This is a genomic window from Roseomonas sp. CECT 9278 (assembly GCF_918698155.1).
GTDB lineage: Bacteria > Pseudomonadota > Alphaproteobacteria > Acetobacterales > Acetobacteraceae > Neoroseomonas.
Genome location: NZ_CAKKLX010000002.1, coordinates 157,683 through 182,927 on the forward strand (window position 1 = coordinate 157,683; position 25,245 = coordinate 182,927).

General features: G+C 72.3%; 25 protein-coding genes and 1 tRNA gene. 19 read left to right on the forward strand and 7 right to left on the reverse strand.

What is annotated here, in order from left to right; genetic code table 11:
• The first annotated feature begins 201 nt into the window (after positions 1-201).
• Complete coding sequence (locus tag LQ222_RS02135) at positions 202-1,401, forward strand: MFS transporter (protein WP_230164173.1); 1,200 nt, start codon at positions 202-204, stop codon at positions 1,399-1,401.
• A gap of 140 nt (positions 1,402-1,541) precedes the next feature.
• Here LQ222_RS02135 and LQ222_RS02140 read toward each other — a convergent pair whose 3' ends face one another.
• Positions 1,542-2,033 (reverse strand): outer membrane protein assembly factor BamE, encoded by a 492-nt coding sequence (locus LQ222_RS02140; RefSeq protein WP_230164174.1) that lies wholly within the window; start codon positions 2,031-2,033, stop codon positions 1,542-1,544.
• Between the two features lie 103 nt (positions 2,034-2,136).
• Between LQ222_RS02140 and LQ222_RS02145 the strand changes: the two genes are divergently transcribed.
• The 11 genes from LQ222_RS02145 (at position 2,137) to LQ222_RS02195 (ending at position 10,937) form a co-directional block, all read left to right on the forward strand.
• A complete protein-coding gene (locus LQ222_RS02145; RefSeq protein ID WP_230164175.1) occupies positions 2,137-2,691 on the forward strand; it encodes a ubiquinol-cytochrome C chaperone family protein in 555 nt (184 codons plus the stop codon).
• Entirely contained in the window at positions 2,681-3,190 is a 510-nt protein-coding gene (locus LQ222_RS02150; protein WP_230164177.1) for a DUF177 domain-containing protein, read from the forward strand. The genes LQ222_RS02145 and LQ222_RS02150 overlap by 11 nt, the downstream gene beginning before the upstream one ends.
• A 109-nt stretch (positions 3,191-3,299) precedes the next feature.
• The gene (gene rpmF / locus LQ222_RS02155) at positions 3,300-3,500 is read left to right on the forward strand and encodes a 50S ribosomal protein L32 (RefSeq protein WP_230164179.1); all 201 of its coding nucleotides are present in this window, start codon (positions 3,300-3,302) and stop codon (positions 3,498-3,500) included.
• Between the two features lie 38 nt (positions 3,501-3,538).
• A complete protein-coding gene (plsX, locus tag LQ222_RS02160) occupies positions 3,539-4,591 on the forward strand; it encodes a phosphate acyltransferase PlsX (RefSeq protein WP_256443982.1) in 1,053 nt (350 codons plus the stop codon).
• 15 nt (positions 4,592-4,606) lie between these two features.
• On the forward strand, positions 4,607-5,587 hold the full coding sequence (locus tag LQ222_RS02165; RefSeq protein WP_305800002.1) for a beta-ketoacyl-ACP synthase III: 981 nt from the start codon (positions 4,607-4,609) through the stop codon (positions 5,585-5,587).
• Positions 5,588-5,848: 261 nt separating this feature from the next.
• Positions 5,849-6,154, forward strand: a complete 306-nt coding sequence (locus tag LQ222_RS02170) for an integration host factor subunit alpha (RefSeq protein WP_230164181.1) — start codon at positions 5,849-5,851, stop codon at positions 6,152-6,154.
• Positions 6,151-6,573: a MerR family transcriptional regulator gene (locus tag LQ222_RS02175; RefSeq protein ID WP_230164182.1), complete on the forward strand. Its 423-nt coding sequence runs from the start codon at positions 6,151-6,153 to the stop codon at positions 6,571-6,573. The genes LQ222_RS02170 and LQ222_RS02175 overlap by 4 nt, the downstream gene beginning before the upstream one ends.
• Before the next feature lie 108 nt (positions 6,574-6,681).
• Positions 6,682-6,758: transfer RNA gene (locus LQ222_RS02180), tRNA-Pro, on the forward strand.
• A gap of 35 nt (positions 6,759-6,793) precedes the next feature.
• On the forward strand, positions 6,794-8,155 hold the full coding sequence (locus LQ222_RS02185; protein WP_230164183.1) for an ATP-binding protein: 1,362 nt from the start codon (positions 6,794-6,796) through the stop codon (positions 8,153-8,155).
• Positions 8,152-9,507 (forward strand): sigma-54 dependent transcriptional regulator, encoded by a 1,356-nt coding sequence (locus tag LQ222_RS02190; protein WP_230164184.1) that lies wholly within the window; start codon positions 8,152-8,154, stop codon positions 9,505-9,507. Before LQ222_RS02185 ends, LQ222_RS02190 begins: the two co-directional genes overlap by 4 nt.
• 221 nt (positions 9,508-9,728) lie before the next feature.
• A complete protein-coding gene (locus tag LQ222_RS02195; protein ID WP_230164185.1) occupies positions 9,729-10,937 on the forward strand; it encodes a calcium-binding protein in 1,209 nt (402 codons plus the stop codon).
• Between the two features lie 45 nt (positions 10,938-10,982).
• On the opposite strand, the gene LQ222_RS02200 is transcribed toward LQ222_RS02195, so the two are convergent.
• The 4 genes from LQ222_RS02200 to LQ222_RS02215 all read right to left on the reverse strand — a co-directional run bounded on the left by LQ222_RS02200 (position 10,983) and on the right by LQ222_RS02215 (position 16,567).
• The gene (locus LQ222_RS02200) at positions 10,983-11,906 is read right to left on the reverse strand and encodes a class I SAM-dependent methyltransferase (RefSeq protein WP_230164186.1); all 924 of its coding nucleotides are present in this window, start codon (positions 11,904-11,906) and stop codon (positions 10,983-10,985) included.
• 112 nt (positions 11,907-12,018) lie between these two features.
• Entirely contained in the window at positions 12,019-12,981 is a 963-nt protein-coding gene (locus LQ222_RS02205; protein WP_230164187.1) for a DmsC/YnfH family molybdoenzyme membrane anchor subunit, read from the reverse strand.
• Positions 12,978-13,715 (reverse strand): 4Fe-4S dicluster domain-containing protein, encoded by a 738-nt coding sequence (locus LQ222_RS02210; RefSeq protein WP_230164188.1) that lies wholly within the window; start codon positions 13,713-13,715, stop codon positions 12,978-12,980. Before LQ222_RS02210 ends, LQ222_RS02205 begins: the two co-directional genes overlap by 4 nt.
• Complete coding sequence (locus LQ222_RS02215; RefSeq protein WP_230164189.1) at positions 13,712-16,567, reverse strand: molybdopterin oxidoreductase family protein; 2,856 nt, start codon at positions 16,565-16,567, stop codon at positions 13,712-13,714. The genes LQ222_RS02210 and LQ222_RS02215 overlap by 4 nt, the downstream gene beginning before the upstream one ends.
• Positions 16,568-16,674: 107 nt before the next feature.
• On the opposite strand from LQ222_RS02215, the gene LQ222_RS02220 reads away from it, so the two are divergent.
• The gene (locus LQ222_RS02220; protein WP_230164190.1) at positions 16,675-17,304 is read left to right on the forward strand and encodes a heme-binding protein; all 630 of its coding nucleotides are present in this window, start codon (positions 16,675-16,677) and stop codon (positions 17,302-17,304) included.
• A gap of 225 nt (positions 17,305-17,529) precedes the next feature.
• On the opposite strand, the gene LQ222_RS02225 is transcribed toward LQ222_RS02220, so the two are convergent.
• Together LQ222_RS02225 and LQ222_RS02230 are read right to left on the reverse strand one after the other, a co-directional pair.
• Positions 17,530-19,086, reverse strand: coding sequence for an ABC transporter substrate-binding protein (locus tag LQ222_RS02225; protein WP_230164191.1), 1,557 nt, complete (start codon positions 19,084-19,086; stop codon positions 17,530-17,532).
• Entirely contained in the window at positions 19,083-19,841 is a 759-nt protein-coding gene (locus tag LQ222_RS02230) for a phosphoribosyltransferase (RefSeq protein ID WP_374202144.1), read from the reverse strand. The genes LQ222_RS02225 and LQ222_RS02230 overlap by 4 nt, the downstream gene beginning before the upstream one ends.
• On the opposite strand from LQ222_RS02230, the gene LQ222_RS02235 reads away from it, so the two are divergent.
• The 6 genes from LQ222_RS02235 (at position 19,834) to LQ222_RS02260 (ending at position 25,243) form a co-directional block, all read left to right on the forward strand.
• Positions 19,834-21,018: an amidohydrolase gene (locus LQ222_RS02235; RefSeq protein WP_308071538.1), complete on the forward strand. Its 1,185-nt coding sequence runs from the start codon at positions 19,834-19,836 to the stop codon at positions 21,016-21,018. The two genes, LQ222_RS02230 and LQ222_RS02235, sit on opposite strands and share 8 nt — an antisense overlap.
• The gene (locus LQ222_RS02240; RefSeq protein ID WP_230164193.1) at positions 21,015-21,935 is read left to right on the forward strand and encodes a nucleoside hydrolase; all 921 of its coding nucleotides are present in this window, start codon (positions 21,015-21,017) and stop codon (positions 21,933-21,935) included. Before LQ222_RS02235 ends, LQ222_RS02240 begins: the two co-directional genes overlap by 4 nt.
• 180 nt (positions 21,936-22,115) lie before the next feature.
• Positions 22,116-22,301 (forward strand): Flp family type IVb pilin, encoded by a 186-nt coding sequence (locus tag LQ222_RS02245; protein ID WP_198370732.1) that lies wholly within the window; start codon positions 22,116-22,118, stop codon positions 22,299-22,301.
• 101 nt (positions 22,302-22,402) lie between these two features.
• Positions 22,403-22,915, forward strand: a complete 513-nt coding sequence (locus tag LQ222_RS02250; protein WP_230164194.1) for a prepilin peptidase — start codon at positions 22,403-22,405, stop codon at positions 22,913-22,915.
• 4 nt (positions 22,916-22,919) lie between these two features.
• Positions 22,920-23,786 (forward strand): Flp pilus assembly protein CpaB, encoded by an 867-nt coding sequence (gene cpaB, locus LQ222_RS02255; protein ID WP_230164195.1) that lies wholly within the window; start codon positions 22,920-22,922, stop codon positions 23,784-23,786.
• The gene (locus LQ222_RS02260; protein WP_230164196.1) at positions 23,783-25,243 is read left to right on the forward strand and encodes a type II and III secretion system protein family protein; all 1,461 of its coding nucleotides are present in this window, start codon (positions 23,783-23,785) and stop codon (positions 25,241-25,243) included. The genes cpaB and LQ222_RS02260 overlap by 4 nt, the downstream gene beginning before the upstream one ends.
• Positions 25,244-25,245: the final 2 nt, after the last annotated feature.

The following is a 25,245-nucleotide window of genomic DNA, read 5'->3' on the forward strand; positions in this document are numbered from 1 at the left end:
GTCGCGCGAGGGGCGCATGGCCTATCGCGCAGGCACCACGCCCGTGGCGCGACCGCGGCCCCGCCGGGCCTGCGCGCCCAACCGCCCCGACCGGCGCCCACGCAAGGCAGGGTTGCCCCATCGCCCCTTTGCGAAGCCTTCGCCCTGCGGCATGTCTGCGTGACAAGGCATCCTCCGTGGGTGCCGGATTGGGGAAACGCCGTGTCCGAAACCGCCGCTGCCGCGCGCATGAAGCGCAATGTCTGGCTGCTGTTCTGCTGCCAGGCGCTGATGGGCGCCAGCATGATCGGCCAGGTCGCGATGGGCGCGCTGATCGGCCATTCGCTGGCCGACGACAAGTCGCTCGCGACGCTGCCGATGGCGCTGCAGATGCTGGCGACGATGTGCGCGTCGATCCCGGCCGGCATCGTGTTCGGCCGCTTCGGGCGGCGCGCCGGCTTCCTGATGGGGGCGGCGGGGGCGATGGCGGGGTCGCTGGTCTTCGCGCTGGGCGTCTGGCGCGGGGACTTCCTGATCTATTGCCTGGGGGCGATCCCGGCCGGGCTGGGCTTCGGCATCTCGCAGCACTACCGCTTCGCCGCCGCCGAGGTCGCGACCCCCGCCTACCGGCCGCGCGCCATCGCGCTGGTGATGGCGGGCGGCATCGCCTCGGCCGTGATCGGGCCGGAACTGGTCAAGCACAGCAAGGACATGCTGCTGCCGTTCCTGTTCCTGGGCACCTACCTGCTGCTGGCGCTGCTGCCGCCGGTCTGCGCGGCGATCCTGATGGTGGTGGACCTGCCGCCGGCGCCGCCGCGCCAGAAGGTGGCCACGCCGGTCATCGAGATCATGCGCCGCCCCGCCTTCATGGCGGCGGCGCTGTCGGGCATGGTCGCCTATGGCGTGATGAACCTGGTGATGACCTCGACGCCGCTCGAGATGATGCTGTGCGGCTATGGGGTGGCGGCCAGCGCCACGGTCATCCAGGCCCATGCGGTGGCGATGTTCGCGCCGGGCTTCGTGACCGGGCGGCTGATCGCGCGGCACGGCGTGCGCCGGGTGATCGTGGCCGGCGCGGTGCTGACCGCCGGCTGCGCGGTGGTGGCGGTGACCGGGCGGTCCTTCGCGCATTTCACCGCGGCGCTGGTGCTGCTGGGCATCGGGTGGAACTTCATGTTCGTGGGCGCCACGCAGCTGCTGGCGACCGCCCATGCGCCCGAGGAACGGGTGCGCGCGCAGGCGGCCAACGACGTGCTGGTGTTCGGCACCGTGGCCTGCACGGCCTTCGCCTCGGGCGCGGTGCACGACCGGGCGGGGTGGGAGGTGCTGAACCTCGGCGTGCTGCCCGCGCTGGCGCTGGCGCTGGCGTTGCTGGCCTGGCAGGGCTGGCGGGGCCGGGTGGCGCGGCAGGCGATGGGCTGAGGCGGCCCTTGGCGACTGGCGCACCCGGCCGCCATCATCGAGAGGCCCGCGGCGGAACGGATCGGTGCCGGAGCCGCCGATGCGCCTGGAGGCGCGGTCTCAGCCCGTTCCTGAGGCGGCCGTCGCTGCCGCCTTGGCGGTCAGTACCGCCCGCCGGTGTTCGCCGGGTTGGTCGAGCCGGCGCCGGCCAGGCCCGGCCGGCCGAGATTGCCGAACAGCGCCTGCAGCAGCGTGCGTTCGTTGCCCGGCACCGGCGTCTCGCGCCGGACCACGGCGACGTTGCGGCCATCGGCATCACCCAGTTCGCGCACGCCGCTGACCACTCCCTGGCGGTTGAACGAGATGGCGACCACGCGCCGGTCCTCGACCTCGAGGAAACGGGCCGGCTGCAGGCGGGTGCGGGCGCTGATGTAGTACCAGTTGTCCTCGTCGAAGGTGCCGCGGGCGGTGGGCGACCCCAGCAGCGCCTCGACATCGGTGCGGGTCTGCACCCCCGGGGTGATCTGCCCGAGCCGGTCGGAATCAACGCGGTTCCCGCGCATGACGGGGTCGGGGCCGAGGGTGTCGGTGACCCAGCCGCAACCGCCCAGCAGGACGAGCGCGACCAGGCACGAAGCTGCGGGGCGGGCCAAGCGAGCGTTGACCGAACGGGGATGGCGGGCCATGTCGCGGCAATCGATAGACAGCATGCCGCCCCCCGGTCAACGGGAATGGCGGCCGGAGGCATTCGCCAGGATGGGCCTGCTCGCCATGTTCCGCCGCCGCCCGCATGAAAGGGCCGGGTTCGAACTGTACGGGGCCGCCGTGGCGGCGGCGCGCGACCCCGCGCTTTTCGCCGGCCTGGGCGTGCCCGACACGATGGAGGGCCGCTTCGACCTGGTCAGCCTGCATGTCGCCCTGCTGATCCGGCGCCTGCGCACCGATCCCGATGCGCGCGGCCCCGGCCTGGCCCAGGCGGTGTTCGACGCCATGTTCGCCGACATGGATGTGAACCTGCGCGAGATGGGCGTGGGCGATCTTTCGGTGGGCAAGCGCGTGCGCGGCCTGTGGGAGGCCTTCCACGGCCGCGCCCTGGCCTATGAGGCGGCGCTCGATTCGCCGGACCCGGACGCGCTGGCCGAGGCGCTGGCCCGCAATGTCTGGCGCGGCGAGCCGCCGGCGGGCGCGCCGGCGGCGCTGGCCGACCTGGCGCGGGCGCAGGCGGCGCGCCTGGCCGGGCAGGACATGGCCGCGCTGCTGGCCGGCCGGGTCGCGTTCCAGGCCAGCGGGGGGGCGGGCGATGGCGCCTGAATTCTCCCGCCCCGTGCTGCTGGCCCGCCTGCCTGAGGCCGGGCGCGAGACGGTGCTGCGCGCCAGCCCCGCCGAATGCGCCGCGCTGGCCAGGCGATTCGCGATCGCGGCGGTGGAGCGGCTGGAGGCCAGCCTGCTGCTGCGGCCCGAACCCGGCGGCGGCGTGATGGTCAGCGGCCGGCTGCGCGCCGATGTGGTGCAGGCCTGCGTGGTCAGCCTGGAACCGGTGCCCGAGCGCGTGGACGACCCCGTCGAACTGCGGCTGCTGCCGCCCGGGACCGATCCCTCCGACGACCCCGAGGGGCCGGACGAGATCCCGATCGAAGGCGATGCGGTGGACCTGGGCGAGGCCATGGCCGAGCAACTGGCGCTGGCGCTCGACCCCTATCCGCGCGCCGCCGGGGCGGTGCTGCCGGGCGCCGAGGGGGCGCCGGACGGGGCGCAGGGAGCCTTCGGGGCGCTGGCGGCGCTGCGCCGGGCGGATGGCACACCCGAGTGAGGCGCCGGGCGGGCGGGCGCCTGCCGAGCCTTGCGCCCGTGCGGGGCGGGTGCTAATGCCCCGCCCTCCCGCTATCCTGCACGTTGATTGATGAAAGAGGCTCGGCACCATGGCCGTTCCGAAGAAGAAGGTTTCGCCCTCCCGCCGCGGCATGCGCCGCAGCCACGAGGCGCTGAGCGTGCCCTCCTACCAGGAGTGCTCGAACTGCGGCGAGCTGAAGCGGCCGCACCATGTGTGCTCGCATTGCGGGCACTATGACGGGCGCGAGGTCGTGGCCGCCGAGCGCGTGGGCCAGACCATCCGCAGCTGAGCCGCGGTGCTGACGCCCGCGCGCGGAGAGCCTTGATCGTGCCGCAGGACGCGACGCCCTTTTCCCTGGCGATCGATGCGATGGGCGGCGACCATGCGCCCGACGTGGTGCTCGATGGCCTGGAACTGGCCGCCGAGCGCCATCCCGACGCGCGATTCCTGCTGGTGGGCGACGAGGCCCTGGTGGCCGGCGGCCTGGCGCGGCGCAAGCGTGCCGCGCGCGCCTGTTCGCTGCGCCATGCGCCCGAGCGCATTTCCTCCGACCTGAAGCCGACCGCCGCGCTGCGCATCCGCGGGTCGTCGATGCGCGTGGCGATCGACGCGGTGGCGACCGGCGAGGCCGCCGGCATCGTCTCGGCCGGCAATACCGGCGCGCTGATGGCGCTGTCCAAGATCGTCATCAAGACCATGCCCGAGATCGACCGGCCGGCGCTCGCCGCGATCGGGCCGTCGGCGCGCGGCGACGTGGTGCTGCTGGATCTCGGCGCCAACGTCCAGTGCGATGCGCGCAACCTGGTCGAGTTCGCGGTGATGGGCGATGCCTTCGCGCGCGCCGTGCTGGGCCTCACCAGCCCGTCGATCGGCCTGCTGAACGTGGGCAGCGAGGAATTGAAGGGCGACGACCGCGTGCGCCACGCCGCCGAGGTGCTGCGCGATTCGCATATCGGCGCGCAGTTCCGCGGCTTCGTCGAAGGCCACGACATCACCGCCGGCACCACCGATGTCATCGTGACCGACGGCTTCACCGGAAATGTCGCGCTCAAGACCGGGGAGGGCGCGCTGAAGCTGATGCGCGACCTGCTGCGCCAGGTCTTCACGAGTTCCGTCCCCGCGCGCCTGGGCTACCTGCTGGCGCGCCCGGCGCTCGACCGGCTGCGCGAATGGATGGACCCGCGCCGCTACAACGGCGCCATCCTGATCGGGCTGAACGGGGTGGTCGTGAAGTCCCATGGCGGCACCGACGCTCTGGGCTTCGCGCATGCGGTCGATGTCGCCATGGACATGGTGACGCACGGCTTCAACGAGCGTATCCGTGAAGGCCTGACCCGCCTGTCCACGGCCGGCCCGCGGATCGCGGCCGACCCCCGCTAGAAAGCAACGACGTCCATGGTCCTGCGCGCGAGGATTGCCGGCTGCGGTGCCTATCTGCCGGCGCAGCGGCTGTCGAATGACGAGCTGGCGGCGCTGCATGGGCTCGATACCTCCGATGCCTGGATCCGCGAGCGCACCGGCATCGGCTTCCGGCACATGGCCGCGCCCGGCGAGACGGCCTCCGAGATGGGCGCGGCCGCGGCGCGCGAGGCGCTGGCCCATGCCGGGGCGCAGGCGTCGGAGGTCGATGCGATCCTGGTGGCGACCTCGACCCCCGATTCGGCCTTCCCGGCGACCGCGGTGCGGATCCAGGCGCAGCTCGGCGTGACGCGCGGCTTCGCCTTCGACATGGCGGCGGCCTGCACCGGCTTCGTCTATGCGCTGGGCGTCGCCGACAGCCTGATCCGCAGCGGGGCGGCGCGCTGCGTGCTGGTGATCGGCACCGAGGTTTTTTCGCGCATCCTGGACTGGACCGACCGCGGCACCTGCGTGCTGTTCGGCGATGGCGCCGGCGCGGTGCTGCTGCGCGCGGAACCGGGCGCGGGCACCACGGCGGATCGCGGCATCCTGTCGTGCCACCTGCATGCGGATGGGCGCCACGGCGACATCCTGCACATCGAGGGCGGCGCCGGTTCGACCGGCGGGGCGGGCCTGCTGCGCATGGCCGGCAAGGAAGTGTTCCGCCATGCCGTGACCAAGCTGGCGGCGGTGGTCGATGAGGCGCTGGCGGCGAATGGCATGACGCATGCCGACATCAACTGGCTGGTGCCGCACCAGGCCAATGCCCGCATCATCGAGGCGATGGGCCGCAAGCTGAACCTGCCGCGCGAACGCGTGGTGATGACGGTGGAGCGCCATGCCAATACCTCCGCCGCGTCGATCCCGCTGGCCTTGTGCGAGGCGCGGCGCGATGGGCGCATCGCCGATGGCGACCTGGTGGTGATGGAGGCGATCGGCGGCGGCCTGACCTGGGGTGCCGCGATCGCGCGGTTCTGAGCGCATCGGCGCGCCGCGGCGGCGACGCCCACGCCCGCCGCGTGAGGGTCATGCGGGGTTTCGGATGGTGCGGATGCACGATCCGCGCGCGCGACACGCGACCGCGCCCAGGCCAGCGATGGCCGCCCGCGCGGCAGCCCATGGCGCGCAGGCAGGCGCCGCGGATTCGGCCCGCCCGTCGATTGAGGGCATCAATCTGTTGACGCCTGCACAGGTTCCCGGTTTTCTTGAAGGATCAAGGGACTGCGGGGCATCGGGGGCATGAATACGGTCACGCGCGCGCAACTGGCGGAGGCGGTCTACGCCAGCGTCGGCTTGTCGCGCAACGAAAGCGCCGCCTTGCTGGAGACCGTGCTGGAACGCATGTCGGCGGCGCTCGAAGCGGGGGAGGCGGTGAAGATCTCCGCCTTCGGCACCTTCCTGGTGCGCCAGAAGGGCCAGCGCGTGGGGCGCAACCCCAAGACCGGGATCGAGGTGCCGATCCTGCCGCGCAAGGTCTTGTCCTTCCGCCCGTCCCAGGTGCTCAAGGCACGCATCAACAACGAACCGGTGGGCAGCGACGAATGAGCGAGGACCTGCCGGAAGCCGAGGCGCGCGGCAAGACGCGCAAGGCGCCGACCGCCTTTCGCACGATCAGCGAAGTGGCCGACGACCTGCACATCCCGCAGCACGTGCTGCGCTTCTGGGAAACCAAGTTCCCGCAGTTGAAGCCGCTCAAGCGCGGCGGCGGGCGGCGGTATTACCGGCCCGAGGACATCGCGCTGCTGCGGCGGATTTCCGACCTGCTCTATACCCAGGGCTACACCATCAAGGGCGTGCAGCGGCTGCTGCGCGACGGCACCGACGAAGGCCCGCAGGCGGCGACCGCCGAACTGCCACTGGGCGACCCGCCGCCCGCCGCCGAGGAACAGGAGACGGCGGCGCTGCGGGCCGCGCTGGCGGAACTCGAGCAGATCGCGCGCGACCTCCGTGCCTTGACCGGCTGAGGGAGCTCCTGGGCATGCGCCGTCCGATGCAATTCGGTGCCGGCGGGCGCAAACGGATGCTCAGGGGTTTGACGCGGGCGCGGCGGGTGCTACACCGCGCGCCTCGGTCGGGCAGTAGCGCAGCCTGGTAGCGCATCAGTCTGGGGGACTGGGGGTCGTGGGTTCGAATCCCGCCTGCCCGACCAATCCGCCCGATCGCCCGAGCGCCGGGGAACCTGCCATGGCCGCCCCATCCGTCCCGCGCCGCTTCGTCTTCGCCCGCTGGTTCATGTCCTTGAGCCTGGCCTGCGTGGTGGCCTCGGCGGTCGGCACGGCGGTCGTGCTCTCGCGCTTCCTCACCGAGCACATGCTCCAGCGCGACGCCGAGGTGAGCGCGGATTTCATCGAGAGCATCGTGCGCGCCGAACGCACCTGGGGCTGGTTCGCCGACCCGGGCCGCGACGATGCGCGCCGCCCGCTCGACAGCTTCTTCAACCACGTCGCGCAGATGCCCGGCGTGGTCCGCGCCAATGTCTACCAGCGCGACGGCACGGTGCTGTGGTCGTCCGACGCGGCGATGATCGGCCGGCGCTTCGCCGGCAATCCTGAACTGGACCAGGCCTTCGCCGGGCGCGTCCTGGTGGAATACGGCGATGTCGATTCCGACAAGCCGGAGCACATGGCGCTCGATGCCGCGACCGGCGGATCGCGCTTCATGGAGGCCTACCTGCCGGTATGGGATGCCGAGCGCCGCGAAGTCATCGGCGTGGTCGAGATCTACCGCCTGCCGCAGGCGCTGTTCCGCGCGGTGGACCAGGGCGTGCGGCTGGTCTGGATGTCCTCGGCCGCCGGCGCACTGCTGCTTTACCTGGCGCTGGCCTGGCTGGTGCGGCGCGCCGGGCGCGCCATCCGCGAGCAGCAGGACCGCCTGGTGGAGGCCGAGGCGCTGGCGGCGATCGGCGCGGTCGCCTCGGCGGTGGCGCATGGCATCCGCAACCCGCTCGCCTCGATCCGGTCCTCGGCCGAACTTGCCGCCGAGGAGGCGAGCCCGGAGGCATCGCGCGAGGGCTTCGCCGACATCGTGCGGGAGGTCGACCGGCTGGAAGGCTGGGTGCGCGACCTGCTGCTGCAGGCACGCGGCGAACAGGTGGTGCCCCAGGCCGTGGCGCTGCTGCCCCTGCTGCAGGCGAGCCTGCGCAGCCTGGCGCCGCTCGCGGAGCGCCGCGGCGTGCGCTTCGACATCGCCGCGCACGACGTGCCGCCGGTGTCCGGCACGCCCGGCGCGCTGGCCCAGGCGATCGAGAACATCCTGGGCAATGCGGTGGAGGCGATGCACGACGGCGGCGCGGTGAGCGTGGGCCTTGGCCCGGCCGAGGATGCGCGGATGGTCGAGATCCGCATCGCCGATACCGGTCCCGGCCTGCCGCCGGGGCTGCCGCGGGAGGGGCCGCCGACCTTCTTCTCGACCAAGGCGCGCGGGACGGGGCTCGGCCTGGCGCTGGCGCGGCGCATCATCGGCGGGCATGGCGGCAGCCTGGCCCTGGCGAGCACGCCGCGCGGCACGGTCGCGACCATCCGGCTGCCGGCGGTGGCGGCGCGATGACGCTCGCGGTGCTGATCATCGAGGACGAGGAGACGCTGGCGCGCAACCTGGTGCGCTACCTCCAGCGCCAGGGCTTCGATGCGCGCAGCGCGCCGACCGCCGCGGGGGGGCTGGCGGCCTATGCCGAGTTCGGGCCGGACGTGGTGATGCTGGATCTCAACCTGCCGGATGCCTCGGGCCTGACGGTGCTGTCGGAGCTCCGCACGCGCGACCCCGCCGCCAAGGTCATCGTGATGACCGGGCATGGCAGCATCGAGACGGCGGTGGAGGCGATGAAGGCCGGCGCCTTCGACTATGTGGGCAAGCCCGTGGCACTGGGCGAGGTGCGGATCCTGATCGAGAAGGCGGCGGGCCAGGAGCGCATGGAGGGCGCGCTGTCGTACTACCGCGGGCGCGATGCGCGTGGTGCGGGCGCCGCGGCGATCCTGGGCGATTCGCCGCCGGTGGTGGCGCTGCGCCAGTCGATCGCGCGGCTGCTGGTGGCCGAGCGCAACATGCAGGGCGGCCAGCCCCCGGCGGTGCTGGTGCGTGGCGAGACCGGCACCGGCAAGGAACTGGTGGCGCGCGCGCTGCACTTCGACGGACCGCGGCGCGATGGCCCGTTCATCGAGCTGAACTGCTCGACCCTGCCGGCGCATCTGCTGGAGGCGGAGCTGTTCGGCCATGAGCGCGGCGCCTTCACCGACGCCAAGGAACGGCGCATCGGCCTGGTCGAGGCGGCGCAGGGCGGCACCCTGTTCCTGGATGAGATCGGCGATGTCGAGCCCGCCGTGCAGGTGAAGCTGCTGAAGCTGCTGGAGGACCGCATGGTGCGGCGCATCGGCGCGGTGCGCGACCGGCAGGTGGATGTGCGCTTCGTGTCGGCCACGCATCGCGACCTGGAGGCGCTGGTGCGCGAGGGCCGCTTCCGCGCCGACCTGTTCTACCGGCTGCGGGTGGTCGAGATGGAGGTGCCGCCGCTGCGCGCGCGCGGCGCCGATGTGCTGACCCTGGCGCGGCATTTCCTCGCCGAGAGCGGGCGGCGCTATGGCAAGCCGGCGCTGCGGCTGGATGACGCCGCGACGGCCGTGGTGGCGCGCCATGCCTGGCCGGGCAATGTGCGGGAGCTGCGCAACGCCATGGAGCAGGCGGCGCTGTCCACCGACGGCGACCTGGTGGGGGCCGGGAACCTGGCGCTGGCGCCGGTGTCGCGGGCGATGACGCGCGAGACCCTGCCGGGCATGGAGCGCGAGCTGATCGAGCGGGCGCTGGAGCGGAGCGGGGGCAATGTCTCGCGCGCGGCGCGGGACCTCGGGATCAGCCGCGACACGCTGCGCTATCGCCTGGCGCGGCGCGACGACGAGGCGGGCTGACGGGCGCTGCGCGCGCCGGAGCGCGGGTGCGGGCGGGCGCCGGGTGGGTGGGGCATTTCCCCCAATCCTGGGGGTGAAGCCCCAGCCCGCCGGCCTGGCATCCGGAATATTATGCTTTCAATTCAAAGTCTTGTGTCCGACCGGCCGGCTGGCACGCGCGGTGCAATTGGCAGGGGGTGCCGCGCCGCGTCGCGCGCCATCCACCTGCAGGGAGGCCTTTCATGGCCAACGATCTCTATCGCTTCACCATCACCGGCGGCCAGGTCACCGGCGTGCTCGAATTCCACAACGGCGCCTGGCGCGCCAAGTCGATCGACAGCACCGATGTGTTCACGCTGGCCGATGGCCAGGTGTTCTGGAGCGAGCTGTATCCGACCCATCGGGAGGTCAAGGTCTATAGCCCGACCACCGGCGGCGACTACATCGAGACCGCGGAGTTCCACACCCAGGCCGACGGCACGCCCTTCCCGCCCGGCGCCTACTTCGGCGACGACGGCAGCAACAGCCTGAACGGCGATGATTCGAACGACACCATCAGCGGCGGTGGCGGCGACGACAGCATGGGCGGCGGCGGCGGCACGGACACTCTGTACGGCGGCGTCGGCGAGGATTCGATCCGCGGCGGCCATGGCGCCGACGACATCGGCGGCGATGACAGCGACGACAGGCTGTATGGCGACGATGGCAATGACCGGATGCGCGGCGGGCGCGGCCGCGACGACATGGATGGCGGGCTCGACGACGACCGGTTGCATGGCGAGGGCGACGACGACCGGATGCGCGGCGGGCATGGGCGCGACGATGTCGATGGCGGCGACGGCAATGACGACATGGGCGGCGACAGCGGGCGCGACACGCTGCGCGGCGGCCGCGGCGACGACAGCATGGATGGCGGGCTGGACGACGACCGGCTGAGCGGCGGCGACGGGCGCGACCGCGGCACCGGCGGCGGCGGCCACGACGATGTCGGCGGCGGGCGCGGGCAGGACACGCTGCGCGGCGGCCTGGGCGACGACAACATGCATGGCGACGACGGCAACGACCGGCTGTTCGGCGAATCGGGGCGCGACTTCGTCGATGGCGGGCTGGGGCATGACGTGCTGGCGGGCGGCGGCGGGTCGGACGTGTTCCGCTTCGCGAGCCATGGCGCGCTGAATTCCGACCTGGTGCTGGACTTCGTGCACGGCATCGACGGCATCGCGCTGTCGGGGGCGGTGTTCGGCGGGCTGGCGGCGGGGCCGCTGGGGGCCGGGCTGTTCGAGGCCAATGCCGGTGGCGCCGCGACGGATGCGGCGACGCGCTTCATCTATGAGACCGACACCGGGCGCCTGTCCTTCGATGCGGACGGGTCGGGCGAGGGGGCGTCGTCGTTGATCGCGACCTTCACCAACCTGGCGGCGGTCAGCGCGAGCGACATCGCGATCTTCTGAGCCGACGCGCCCCGGGGCATCCGCGGATGCGCCGGGGCGCGCGGATCACCGCCCGCGCAGCGCCGTCACGATGCGGCGCAGTGGCGCGGTGGCGCGCCAGGTGGTGCTGGCCTCGATGCCGCGCAGGGCCGCGAGTTCGGCGTCGAGCCGCGCGGTTCTGGCGCGCAGCGCATCGAGTTCGGGGTGCGGCGCCGACGCGGGCAGCGGCGCCAGGGCGTCGCCCCGTTCGATCGCGGCTTCGACGATGCTGCGCCAGATATGGCTGCGCGCCCTGCGGATGAAGTCCTCGCGATCGGCTGCATGGGGTACCAGGTGGCGTTCGACGGCGTCGGCGCCGTCGTCGATGCCGATGGCGCCGACGCGGTCGGCCATCAGCACGGTGCGAAACGGCCGGCCGAGGTGTTCCAGCATGCGTTCGGCGTTGCGGATCGCGTCGATCACCAGGTCCGCATCGTGAAAGGCAATGATGGCGCCCTGCGCGAGCAACGGCAGCATGCTCACGACATCCGAGAAGGCGGCGGGGTCGGTGTGCTCGCCATCGATGAGCACGAGGTCGAGGCCCGCGGTCTGCGGCGATGCCGGCACGTCCCGCGCGTCGAGGTCGAAGGTCAGCAGCTTGGCGAGTGATGCCTCCGGCACGCTGTCGCGCAGCGCCGCGATCATCTTGGCGGTCGAGTTGTCGTCGTAGTCGAAATCGTGGCCGCGCTCATCGGGTTGCGACAGGGGGCGCGGGTCGATCGACACGATGGCCGTGCAGGCGGGGTCCAGCAGGTGCGGCACCAGCGACCCGCCGAGATGCGAGCCGATCTCGCCATACCGGTAGGTGGGGCGGAAGGACCGCACCGCCGCCTGCACGCGCAGCAGCGATTGCCGATCCGCCTCGGAGGTCTGTGAGGTGTCGGAGAACAGCGTGACGTCGAGCCGTTCGAGACGCTGCTCGAACGCGGTGGTGGCGGGGGGCGTGCCCATCGGTCGCGGTGCCCTTCCGTGACGCGCCGCGAAGACCATCAGCGCAGGGCGGAACCATAGCAGCGTCCGGTGGCGCGCGACAGCGATGCGGGCCGCGCGCCGCCCCGGCGCGTCAGGCGGCGGGCGCGCCGGCGCCGCGCGATTCGCCCATCCCGTAGTAGAGCGCCACCGTATGCGTCGCCTCCGCGAACATCAGCCAGCGTTCGGCGAGCAGCCCGGCGATCGCGAGGCCCGTCGCGAGCACCGCCAGCACGCCTGCCAGCGCGCCGCCGGTGACCAGCGCCAGCGCCAGCAGCACCGCCGGCGCCGCGAAGCCGCCGATCGACGCGATGCGCCGCAGCCGCGCGGCATGCACGCGCGCGATGCGGAAGGCCATTTCGCGCAGCAGGTAGTTGGTCTCGGTATGCGGCGGGTCGAGCACGCGCACGGTGCCGATGCCGCCGAGGCCGGTGGCGGATTCCATCGTCGCGACCGGCGGTGCGGCATCGACGCTGGACCAATAGGCCTGCTTGAGAATGAAGCCGCCTGCGCCGAGCAAGGCCGCGATCGCCGCGGGCACCGCCGCCTGGCCCCAGAAGCCGGCCAGCATGGCCAGCAGCGCGGCACCCGAGAAAGCGCCGAACAGCATGTAGCCGGGCGCGACCAGCGGGTGGTGCCATTGCCGGATCGGCTTCAGCGAGGCGTAGATCATCCCGGTGCACCAGACCGTCACCGCGGCGCCTGCCGCGCCCAGCAGCCCCGCCGGCAGCGCCAGCCGTTCGGTGTGGCCGATGACGGCGATGAAGAACAACCCGGCCGGCGGGAAGGTCACCACCGCCGCAACGCCTTCGCGCGACAGCCAGGACGACCGCCATTGACTGAGTGCCCGCCAGGCGCGTTCCGGCCGCCCGAGATGCGCGGTGGAGGACAGCAGCCCCAGCATCACCAGCACCAGCGCGATGCCGACCGCCAGCGCGCCGAACCCCGCGCTGCCCGGCACCAGGCCGAGCGGGCGCAGCAGCCCCACCCAGAACAGCAGCCCGTAGCCCGCGCCGGACGCCACGGTGAAGAAAACGATCGAGGGCGCCGGATTCATCGCGTCAGGACCTTGTCCACCCAGCGCAGCAGCGGGTTCTTGATCTGGGAGGGGAGGGGACCGGCATCGCGCGGCGGACCCGCATCGGCCTTCGGCGCGCGGCGTGGCGGGAGGTAGCGGTTGACCGGCTTGTAGCCGAGCTCGGGCATGAGTTCGTACCCGCCGCGTTCGGCGACCAGTTGCGACACGGCGCTGTTGGGGTCACCGAGGTCGCCGAAATGCCGCGCATTGGCCGGGCAGGTGGTGACGCAGGCGGGCTGGCGCTGCGGTTCGGGGATGGTCTCATTGTAGATGCGGTCGACACACAGCGTGCACTTCTTCATCACGCCGGCATCGTCGTCGAATTCGCGCGCGCCATAGGGGCAGGCCCAGGCGCACAACTGGCAGCCGATGCAGATGTCGGTGTTGACCAGCACGATGCCGTCCTCGGCGCGCTTGTAGGAGGCGCCGGTGGGGCAGACCGTGACGCAGGCGGGCGTTTCGCAATGCAGGCAGGACCGCGGGAAGTGGACGGTGCGGCCGTCCTCGCCATCGCCGGCCTCGTAGGAATGCACGCGGTTGAACCACACGCCTTCCTGGCCCGCGGAATACGGGTTGTGGTCGGGCAGCGGGGCCATGTGGCCGCTGGTGTTCCATTCCTTGCAGTTGGTCGCGCAGGCCTGGCAGCCCACGCAGGTATCGAGGTCGATGACCAGGCCGAGTTTCTTCGCACCGGGTTGCGGCAGGGAGGTCATGGCTTCGACCCTCCTTCGTTGTAGCGCAGGATGTCAGGCGTGCCCGGCATGTCGGGCGGCGGGTCGAGCATGGTGGGGAAGGGGTCGGTCACGCCTTCCTCGCCCGGCGCGCATTTGCTCACCTTCACGCGCAGGTCGTACCAGGCGGCCTGGCCGGTGACGGGGTCTGCATTCGCCAGCCGCGGGCCGGTCTGCGCGGGAAGCCACTCGCTGATGACGTGGTTCAGCAGGAAGCCGCGCTGCGCCTCCGCGGCATCGGGGGTGAGCATCCAGGCCCCCGCGCGCTTGCCGATGGCGTTCCAGGTCCAGACGGTGTCGCGGTTGACGCCCTCCATCAGCGACAGCTGCGCCTTCACGCGGCCGCTACGGCTTTCCACCCAGACCCAGTCATCCTGGACCAGGCCCTCGGCGGTGGCGCGTTCGCGCGACATGTAGAGCTTGTTCGAGCCATGGATCTGCCGCAGCCAGGCATTCATCGACCCCCAGGAATGGTACATCGCCATCGGCCGTTGCGTGACCGCGGACAGGGGATACGGGTCAGTGTCGTGCTGTTGCTGTTCGAGCGGCGCGTACCAGAAGGGCAGCGGGTCGCAGTAGGTCCGCACGCGCTCGCGCAGCGCGGCGGGCGGCTGCTTGGCGCCATGGCCTTCCGCGGCCAACCGGAACTTCTGCAAGGGCTCGGACCAGATCTGCAGCACGATCTGGTTCGACTGCCCCTGCATTCCCATCGCCTTGGCATTCGCCAGGTACGTCGCGTTGGCGTGCTTGAAGTAGGACTCTTCCGGCGCGAGGTTGTGCCGCCAGAAGCAGCCATTCTCGATGTAGCGCTGCAGCTGGTCCTGGTTGGGTTCACCGACACCCTTCTTCGTGCCGTCCTCGCCGCGCCAGCCGGCCAGCGGGCCGACACCGGGCATGCGCTGGTGGTTCACGATGTAGTCCGGATAGTCCTTGAACTTCGGCGACCCGTCCTCCTTCACGAAGGCCGGCAGGCCGAGCCGCGCGCCCAATTCGATCAGCACCTCCTGGAAGGGCCGGACGTCGCGGTCGGGCTTGATCACCGGCTGGCGGATCGCATCGCCCGGCCCATGCGAGGACCCGATCGGGCGATCGAGGATGCTGATCGCATCCCAGCGTTCGAGATACGTCGTGTCCGGCAGGATCAGGTCGGCGTAGGGGACCGTCTCGCTGAAATAGGCGTCGGAGTAGATGACGTGCGGGATGACGTAGTCGCCGTTCTCGTCCTGCGCGGTCAGGCAGGCGATGGTCTCCATGGGATTCATCGCGCTGTTCCAGGCCATGTTCGCCATGAACATGAACAGCGTGTCGATCTTGTAGGGATCGCCCTTCGCCGCATTGCCGATGACCGTGTGCATCATCCCGTGCAGGCCGAGCGGCGCCTCCCAGGAAAACGAATGGTCGATGCGCAGCGGCGTGCCGTCATCCTCGACCAGCAAATCGTCCGGGCCATGGGTGAAGGACAGGATATTGCCGGCGAGCGGCGTGTTCGGCTTCGCCCCCTTGCCGGCCGGCCCGGGACCCGGCGGGATCGGCCGCGGGAAGGGCGACTTGTAGCGCCAGGAACCCGGCGTATCGACCGCGCCCAGCAGCATCTGCAGGATGTGCAGCGCGCGGCAGGTGTGGAAGCCGTTGGAATGCGCGCTGATGCCGCGCATCGCGTGGAAGGCGACCGGGCGGCCGACCATGGTTTCGTGCTTGCGGCCCCACACGTCGGTCCAGGGAATGTCGAGCGTGAGGGGGTGGTTGAAGGCGATGTCGGCGACCTCGGCGGCCAGGCGCCGGATGCGATCCGCCGTCATGCCGCAGCGTTCGGCCACCGCATCGGGCGCGTAGTCGGCGCCAAGGTAGCGTTCGGCCATCAGGTTGAAGACCGGCTGCACGCGGCGGCCGTCCTCCAGCGTGAAGTCGCCGACCAGCACGGGCGAGAGGTCCGCCGTCTCGGCCGCGATGGCGCCGCGCGCGCGGTCCATCGCGAGCGGCTTGCCATCGGCATTGCGCGCGAACAGCCCGTCATCCGCCCCGCCCGGATTGCGCACGACCAGCCAGGGCGCATTGGTGTAGCGCACCAGGAATTCGCCATCGACGCGATCAGTGCGGATCAGCTCGTGGATCAGCGCCATGATGAAGAGGCCGTCCGTTCCCGGGCGGATGCCGACCCATTCATCGGCGATCGCGGAATACCCGGTCCGCACCGGGTTCACCGAGACGATCTTCGACCCGCGCTTCTTGAGCGCCGCCAGGCCGGTCTTGATCGGGTTGGAATCATGGTCCTCGGCCACGCCGAAGATCATCAGGTACTTCGCGTGTTCCCAGTCGGGCTCGCCGAATTCCCAGAAGGACCCGCCGATGGTGTAGAGTCCGCCCGCCGCCATGTTGACCGAACAGAACCCGCCATGGGCTGCGAAATTCGGCGTGCCGAATTGCGCCGCCCAGAAGCCGGTCAGCGACTGCGACTGGTCGCGCCCGGTGAAGAAGGCGAGCTTCTTCGGGTCCGTCTCGCGCACATGCTTGAGCCAGCCGGTGGCGGTCTCCATCGCCTCCTCCCAGCTGATCTCCGCATATTCGCCCGACCCGCGCGGACCCACGCGCTTCAGCGGCGCCTGCAGCCGCGCCGGCGAATACTGCGTCATGATCCCGGCGCTGCCCTTGCCGCAGAGCACGCCCTTGTTCACCGGATGATCCGGGTTGCCCTCGATGTAGCGGACGCGGCCATCCTTCAGGTGCACGCGGATGCCGCAGCGGCAGGCGCACATGTAGCAGGTGGTGGTCTTCACCTCGTCGCCGATCGGCGCCGAGTAGATGATCTTGTCCGTCGAACCGCCGTCAGCCGGCATGATCTGTCCCGTCCATCGCTATCCTTGGGGTGAGTAGCGCACGCCGCCCCGCCTTCGCAAAGGGGGCCGGCGCGCCATATCTGCCGCATGACCCGGAGTGCCCCCGCATGGCCGCCCGCCTGCCCGCCATCCTGTCCTCCCTGCTGCTAGGGGCCTGTTCCGTCGTGGGCATCCGCAGCGGCACCGAGGAACCGCGCTTCGAGGTGGTCGAGACCATCGGCGAGGTCGAGATCCGCCGCTACGCCCCGCGCATCGCCGCCGAGACCACCGTGCCCGGCGAGGAGGAGGCGGCGCGCAACGAGGGCTTCCGCCGCCTGGCCGGCTACATCTTCGGCGGCAATGCGCGGCGCGACCGCATCGCCATGACCGCACCCGTCGCGCAGGCGCGCGGCGAGCGCATCGCCATGACCGCGCCGGTCGCGCAGGCCGGCGACGCGGCGGGCTGGACCATCCGCTTCTTCATGCCAGCGCGCTTCACGATGGACACCCTGCCGATGCCCGACGATGCGCGCGTGACACTGGTGATCGTGCCGGAGGAGACCGTGGCCGTGCTGCGCTTCTCCGGCGTGCCGCGGGCCGAGGTGGTGGCGCGGAGCACGGCCGCGCTGAGGGCTGCGCTGGCCGAATCGGGCTGGACGGCCACCGGCCCCGTGCAGGGCTGGTTCTACGACCCGCCCTGGACCGTGCCGGCGCTGCGGCGGAATGAGGTCGTCGCGCCCGTGGCGCGCCGCGAGTGAACGCGCCCGTGGCGCGCCGCGAGTGAACGCGCCCGTGGCGCGCCGCGAGTGAACGCGCCCGTGGCGCGCCGCGAGTGAACGCGCCCGTGGCGCGCCGTGGATGAACGCGCCCGTGGCGCGCCGCTGACACGCTGGCCGTGGCGCCGTTGATCAGCGCGCCGGGTGCGCGTGGGTCATACGCGCGCCGCTGGAGCGTCCCGGTCTCGGCGCGACTCTGGCGCGCCGCTACTCCGCCCGCCGCGCCGAGAAGGCCAGCGTCATCTCGTCCGTGCGCGCCTCGTAGGTCACGCCGCGGCGCATCGCCCAGGTGTTCACCTGGAAATACAGCGGGATCAGCGCCGTCTCGTCGCGCAGCGCGCGGCGCGTGGCGTCCTGCGTCAGGCGCGCGCGCTCGGCATCGTCCATCGTGGTGCGGGCGCGCTGGATGATCGCGTCGATCGCCGGGTTGCCGAACCGCCCGCGGTTCGCCGTGCCCAGGCCCAGCGTGGTGTTCCAGGAATGGATCTGCGTCTCGAGCATGCCGAGCACTTCCGGGTTCGGCGAGAACCCCGCCAGGTTGACCGAGTAGCGCAGCTGCGCCGCCTCGGTCAGCCAGACGCCGCGGGGCTTCACCTCGACGCTCGCGGCCAGGCCGATGCGCGTCCAGAACTGCGCGATCGCCTGCACCACCTGTTCGTCATTCACGTAACGGTCGTTCGGGCCGTTGACCTGCACGGTGAAGCCGCGCGGGAAGCCGGCCTCGGCCAGCAGGCGCCGCGCGGCGTCGGGGTCGTAGCCCGGCGGCGTGAGGTCGGGCGAGGTGCCGAAATACCCCGCGGGGCCGAGGTCGCCGGCCGCCACCGCCTGGCCTTGCAGCGTGCGGCTGACGATCGCCTCGCGGTTGATCGCGATGGACAGCGCGCGGCGCACCCGCGCATCGCGCAGTGGGTTGCGCAGCGGCGCGCCGTCGGGGACGCGGATGTGGGGGCTCTCCTCGCGCCCGGAATCCAGCGTCAGGAAGATCAGCCGGTTGGATGGGCTCTCGGCCGTGGTGAAGGCGGCATTGGTGCGCAACCGCGCGAATTGTTCGGGCGGGACGATCTCGACCAGGTCCACGTCGCCCGCCTGCAACGCCGCCACGCGCGCGCCGGCATTGGGAATGGGGCGGAATTCGACGGTCGCGAAGGCGGGTGCGGCGCCGGCGAAGGCGTCGTTGCGCGCGTAGCGCACCGGCTGGCCTGGCTGCCAGGACACCAGGCGATACGGCCCGCTGCCGATCATCGCCGAACCATCGTTGAACGCGGCGGTGGTCAGCCCGTCGCGCTTGGGCACCACCATCACCAGCGCCAGCTGGTTCAGCAGCAGCGGGAAGGGGCTGTGCGTGCGCAGCCGGATGGTGTGCGGGCCGACCTGCTCCACCGCCGCCACCGGACGCGTGGCGTAGCGGAAGGATGATGGGCTGTTCGGCACGTCGCCGGCGCGCGCGATGGAGAAGGCGATATCCTCCGGCGTGACCGGGCGCCCGTCGGAGAAGCGCGCATCCGGGTTGATCTCCAGTTCCCAGGTGGTGTCGTCCACCACGCGCCACGACCGCGCGATGGCCGGGCGCAGCACCTGGCGCGCATCCTGTTCGACCAGCGGCTGGAACACGTGCCGCGCATAGGCGATGTTGGTGATCAGGCTGGCGTAGTGCGGGTCCAGGCTGGTGGGGCCGGCCTCGACGCCGATGCGCAGCGCGGCGCGGTCCTGCGCCGCGGCGGCCAGCGGCAGCGTCAACAGGGCGGCGAGCAGCAGGCGCTTCATGCGGAGACATCCCCCAGGGTTTCGGTCGGCACGGACCCCGCGCGCGGCAGCCAGCCGCCGGGCACGCGCGTGAAGATCGGCGTGGCGAAGGCGGCGCGCACGGGAATGTCGGCGGGCCAGGCGGCGCGCCAGCGGTCGCCCTGCGCCATGGCCAGCAGCAACGCCACCGGCCGCACGCCCGCGCGTTCCAGCAGCGCCACGCCGGCCAGCGCGGAAGACGCGGTCGAGATCACGTCATCCACCAGCAGCACGCGCCGCCCGGCCAACCGGTGCACGATGCGCGGGTCGATCCACAGCCGCCGCGCATCCGGCGCGGTCGACGACGACGCCGGCACCGACAGCGCCGCCTCGTACCACCGCTTGCGCGACCAGCCGGGGGCGACCCAATTCGCGTGGCCGAGCGCCTCCGCCACCAGCGGCGCGAAGACCTGGCCGAGGGTGGGCATGCCGACCACGACCTCCGCGCCCAGGCCGCGCGCGGCCTGGGCCATCCAGCCGCCGATGCGCTGCGCGACGCGGATCGCCGCCTGGTTGGCGATGAAGCCGGCCACCGCGATCTCGCCATAGTCGCGCAGCGGCAGCATCAGCCGCGTGCCATCGGGCATCGGCGCGGCGTAGCGGTCGGTGAAGGGGCCTTCGTCGCCCTTGGCGGGCGGGGCGAAAGCTTGCCAGAACTCCATGGTGCGGCCCGTGGTGGAAGCGTGCGCAGCGTGGCATCTTCGCCGCAGCGCAGCAACGGAGGCCCCCGTGCCCACCCCCGACGACCTCGCCCCGCTCGCGGCCGACATGACCGCCTGGCGGCGCGACTTCCACCGCCACCCGGAACTGGGCTTCGAGGAAACCCGCACCGCCGGCATCGTCGCCGACCTGCTGCGCGGCTGGGGCATCGCGGTTGAAACGGGCATCGGCGAGACCGGCGTGGTCGGCACGCTCACCGGCACGCGCGGGCCGGGCGGCAACCGCGCCATCGGCCTGCGCGCCGACATGGATGCGCTGGCCATGCCGGAGATGACCGGCGCGCCCTACGCCAGCACCACGCCCAACACGATGCATGCCTGCGGCCATGACGGGCACACCGCCATGCTGCTGGGCGCGGCGCGCTGGCTGGCGATGAATCGCGACCGCTTCGGCGGCACCGTGCAGTTCATCTTCCAGCCCGCCGAGGAATCGCGCGGCGGCGCGGCGCGCATGGTCAAGGACGGGCTGTTCGACCGCTTCCCCGTCGATGCGGTGTACGGCATGCACAACCTGCCCGGCCTGCCGCTCGGCAGCGTGGCGGTGCCCAAGGGGGCGGTGCTGGCCAGTTCCGACACCTGGGAGGTGCGCTTCCGCGGCGCCGGCGTGCATGGCGCGCGCCCGCATCTGGGCACCGATGCGCCGCTGGCGGCCGCGCAGTTCATCGCGGCGCTCCCGATGATCGTCGCGCGCGAGATCGACCCCTTGCAGGCCGCGGTGCTGAGCGTCGGCCACATGGCCGCCGGCGCGCCCAATGCGCCCAACGTCATCCCGTCCGAGGTGTTCCTCTGCGGCACCGCGCGCGCCTTCACCGAAGCCGTGCGCGCGCATCTGGAAGCGCGCATCGCGCAGGTCGCGCACGGCATCGCCGCGACCTGCCGCCTGCGGGCCGAACCGCGCTACATCCGTCGCATCTCGCCGACCATCAACCGCGCCGAGCAGGCCGCCGTCGCGCTGCGCGCCGCCCGCGCCGCGGTGGGCGATGCACGGGCCATGGACGACCACCCGCCGCTCACGCCCGGCGAGGATTTCTCCGACTTCCTGGCGGAACGCCCCGGCGCCTATGTCTGGCTCGGCACCGGCGATCCGGCGCATCCCGAGGGCTTCCACCACAACCCGCATTTCGACTTCAACGACGCAGCACTGGCGCATGGCGCGGCCTTCTGGTGCGCGCTGGTGGAACAGGAACTGGCATGACGCGCCGCGTCTGCATCATCGACACCGATCCCGGCACGGACGACGCCATCGCGCTGTGGCTGGCGCTCGCGGCGCCGATGCTGGACGTGCGGCTGGTGACGGTGGCGGGCGGCAATGTCGGGCTGGCGCATACGTTGCGCAACGCGCGCGCCATCGTCGGCCTGTCGGGCCGCGTCGTGCCGGTGGTGGCGGGTGCGGAAGGCCCGCTGCTCGGCGCCTTCCGGTCGGAGACGCAGGTGCATGGCGCCGATGGCCTGGCCGGCGTGGCGCTGCCCGAGGGCCCGCCCGCCACGCCGGGCATCGCCGCCGACGCCATCCGTGCGCTGCTGCGCGCCGAACCGCGTGTCACGCTGGTGGGCATCGGTCCCGCGACCAACCTGGCGCTGGCGCTCGCCACCGAACCCGCGCTGGTGGATCACGTCGAGGAGATCGTGCTGATGACCGGCGCCTGGGCCGAGGGGAACATCACGCCCTCGGCCGAGTTCAACGCCTGGTCCGATCCGGAATCGCTGGCCGTGCTGCTGGAATGCGGGCGGCCGGTGACGCTCGCGACGCTCGAGCTGACGGCGCAGGCGCTGGTGACGCCGGCGCGCATCGCCGCGCTGCGCGCGCGCGGCGGCGGGGCGTGCCTGGATGCGGCCGCGCGCATCATGGCCAGCGTGCCGGCGTCGCGCCGCTTCGGGCATCGCGGGCACCCGCTGCACGATCCCTGCGCCATCGCCTGGCTGCTGGCGCCGGGGCTGTTCAGCTCGCGCGACGTGCATGTGCATGTCGAATGCGGCGGCGTGACGCGCGGGCGCACCGTGGTGGACCGCTGGGAGCGATCCGGCGCGGCGCCCAATGCGCGGCTGCTGGAGGCGCTGGACGCCGAGGGGTTCTTCGCGCTGCTGGGTGAATTCCTCTTCACCTTGCCGTGACTCGGGCGCGCTTCACGGTTTGTTAAGCGCAGTCTCCGCAAATGGTTGCGAGGGCCCGAACCGCTCCCCCCGATGCGCCGATGGCGCCGGTGGCGGCCAAGGGACCGCTCTGCGGCTGGCAGGATGCCTGGCCTCCACCCCCTCGCGCGCCGTGCGGCGCGCGTCCTCGGAGACCTGACAATGGTGAAGACGTTCGTGGCGCGCCTGTCCGCGCTGAAGGCCGATACGCGTGGCGTGACGGCGATGGAATACGGCCTGATCGCCGCCTTCATCGCGGTGGCGATCATCGGCGGGCTGACGCTGCTGGGCGGCAACCTGGATGCGATGCTGAACGGCATCGCCGCGAAGTTCGTGGCGCCGACCTGATGCGGGCGGGGCGGCGGGAGAAGGACCCGCCGCCCCTTGCCGCAGGCCGGCCGGCGTAGCGTTAAACACTTCCTTCACGGGGGCCCGCGATGATCCCGGCGATGGTCCCGAACACCCTCCAGATCCTGTCGGATGGCGCCATGCTCGCGGCGATCGGCGCGCTTGGCGTGGCGGCGCTGCGCGACGTGGCGTGTCGCGAGATTCCCAACCGGGTCGTCGCCGCGGTGGCGCTGGCCGGCGTGCTGCGCCAGGTCGCGTTCGGCGCGCCGGTGATGGCGGCGTCGGTCGCCGCCGGCGTGCTGCTGGCCGCCGGCGCGCTGTGGTTGCGCGGGCTGCTCGGCGGTGGCGACGTGAAGCTGCTGGCGGCGGCCAGCCTGCTGGTGCCGGCCGCGGCGGTGCCCGCCCTGCTGCTGGCGGTGGCGCTGTGCGGCGGCGTGCTGGCGGCGCTGCATCTGGGCCTGCGCGGGCGCATCGCGGTGCCGCGGCACGCCGATGGCGCCTGGCGCCGGATCCTGCGCTGCGAGGCCTGGCGCATCCGTCGCGGCGCGCCGCTGCCCTATGGCGTGGCGATCGCCCTGGGCGCGGTTGTCGCCATGACCCGGCCGGGGGCCTGAACCGATGGCGATGCGCCTGGTGCTGATCGTGGTGGTGATCATCGGCGTGGCCGGGCTCGGGCTGCTGGGCGTGGTCGCGCTGGCGCCCACGCCGCCGCCGCCCGCCACCACGGCCGCCGCGCCGGCGGCGCGCATCAGCCTGCTGGTTGCCGCGCGCGCCGTGCAGGCCGGCACGCTGCTGAAGCCCGAGGACCTGGGCGCGCGCGAATTCCCCACCGAGGACCTGCCCGCCGGCGCGATGCGCGATTCGCCCGAGGCGCGCGTCGAGATGATCGGCGCCATGGTGCGCCGGACGCTGGCGCAGGGCGACGTGCTGCGCCTCGATGCCGTGCTGCGGCCTGGCGAGAACGGCTTCCTGGCCGCCGTGCTGGCGCCGGGGATGCGCGCGGTGACGGTCGGCGTGGATGCGGTGACCGGCACGGCCGGGCTGATCTGGCCCGGCGACCGTGTCGACGTGATCCTGACCCAGGCCTTCGACGAGAACGACATCGCGCCGGCGCGCCGGGTGGCCGGTGAGACGGTGCTGGCGGCCGCGCGCGTCATCGCGGTCGATCGCCACCTGGTGCAGGGCATGCAGCCGGCCGCGGTCGGCGACAGCCTGCGCGAGAGCAACCGCACCGTCACCATCGAGGTGACGCCCGAACAGGCGACGCGCGTGGCCGTCGCGACGCGGCTCGGGCGGTTGTCGCTCGCGCTGCGCGCGGCCGGCACGGCGGTCGAGGAAACCATCGCGCAGCGCCCGGTCTGGGGCGGCGATGTCAGTGGCGCCTTCGCGCCGGCCGGCGCCACCGCGGCGACCGCGACCGGTTCGGGCGCGCGCATCCGCGTCTTCGGAGGCCCAGGACGGGTCGAGGAGATCCAGTTCCGATGAATCACCGCATCCTTCGCGCCGCCCTGGCCTGCACGGCCGCCCTGGCGGCGTGGCCGGCGGCGGCGCAGACCGATCCGCAAGGGGCGCTGCCGGTCGTGCAGTCGCCGCCCGGCCTGCGCGTGGAACGCATGTCGCTGGAGGCCGGCACCGGGCGCGTGCTGGTGCTCTCCGCACCCGCCGCGAGCCTGTTCGCCGCCGATCCGCGCATCGCCGAGATGCGCCCGGCCAGCCCCACCAGCGTCTTCGTGTTCGGGGTGGCGCCGGGGCGTACCACGCTCGCCGCCATGGACGCGGCGGGGCTGCCGCTGGTGCAGTGGGAAGTCACGGTGCGGCCCTCGGCGTTCCTGCTGTCGGACCTGCAATCGGCGCTGCGCCGGGCGTTTCCGGGCAATCGCAGCCTGCGCGTGGAATCCGGCCCGGGCGGCCTGGTCGTGAGCGGCACGGTCGCAGCACCCGCCGATGCGGATCGGGCGCAGACGCTGATCCGATCGCGCGTCGAGGACCAGCGGCTGCCGATCGACAACCGCATCGCGGTCACTGGCGTCACGCAGGTGAACCTGCGCGTGCGGGTGGCGGAAGTCTCGCGCGAGGTGACGCGCCAGCTCGGCGTGAACTGGCAGGCGCTGGGCAATATCGGGCGGATCGGCACGGCGATCGGTGGGCCGGCGGGCATCGCCGCCGAGACCTTCAACTTCGCCTTCGACCGCACCGCGCCGTCCGACCGCATCGGCCTGGGCTTCCGCACCGGCAATGCGGAGCTGCGCGACATCAATGCCATCATCGATGCGCTGGCGCAGGACCGGCTGGTGACCATCCTGGCCGAGCCGAACCTGACCGCGACATCGGGCGAGACGGCGTCCTTCCTGGCCGGCGGCGAATTCCCCATCCCGGTGTCGCAGCGCGAGAACCAGGTCACCATCGAGTTCAAGCAGTTCGGCGTGGGCCTCGCCTTCGTGCCGACGGTGCTGTCGGACGGGCGGATCTCCTTCCGCGTCAGGTCCGAGGTCAGCGAGCTGTCCGACCAGGGCGCGGTGCGGCTGCTCTCGGGCAACAACAACACCATCACCGTGCCGGCGCTGACGGTGCGGCGCGCCGAGACGACGGTCGAGCTCGGCTCGGGCCAGGCCTTCGCGATCGCCGGGCTGCTGCAGGATACGTCGCGCCAGACCGGGCGCGCGCTGCCCTATGCGGGGGAGGTGCCGATCCTGGGCGCGCTGTTCCGCTCCGACCGCTTCCAGCGCAACGAGACGGAGCTGGTCATCATCATCACGCCCTACCTGGTGCGGCCGGCCGAGAGCCCGCGCGCCATCGTGGCGCCGACCGATGGCTACGTGCCGCCGAACGACGTGGAACGCATCCTGCTGCTGCGCCAGACCGGGCGGCAGCCCAACCGCGCCGCGCCACCGGCGCCGCCGGCGCGCAACCTGTCGGGCATTCCCGGCTTCGTGCTGGATTGAGG